1 protein-coding gene is annotated in these 333 nt (G+C 40.8%); it reads right to left on the reverse strand.

The window, feature by feature from the left end; all coding sequences use genetic code 11:
• On the reverse strand, positions 1–333 hold a 333-nt coding region (locus tag ACSG5Z_RS29870; RefSeq protein ID WP_435712749.1), incomplete at both ends, for a hypothetical protein.

The following is a 333-nucleotide window of genomic DNA, read 5'->3' on the forward strand; positions in this document are numbered from 1 at the left end:
GGGGTTTGCTCAGGTTGTTCTTTAGGATCTGCCTCAGATAGACCATTACCAGTATCTTCTAACAACCCTCGCTTGATTACGTCCTCATCACTAATTATTTCATATTCTTTTTTGTTTATATTTGCATCCCCTCCATGATATTCGGGGGTTTGCTCAGGTTGTTCTTTAGGGTCTGCCTCAGATAGACCATTACCAGTATCTTCTAACAACCCTCGCTTGATAACGTCCTCATCACTAATTATTTCATATTCTTTTTTGTTTATATTTGCATCCCCTCCAAGATATTCGGGGGTTTGCTCAGGTTGTTCTTTAGGGTCTGCCTCAGATAGACCA

It is taken from the genome of Bacillus pretiosus (assembly GCF_051294775.1).
GTDB lineage: Bacteria > Bacillota > Bacilli > Bacillales > Bacillaceae_G > Bacillus_A > Bacillus_A wiedmannii.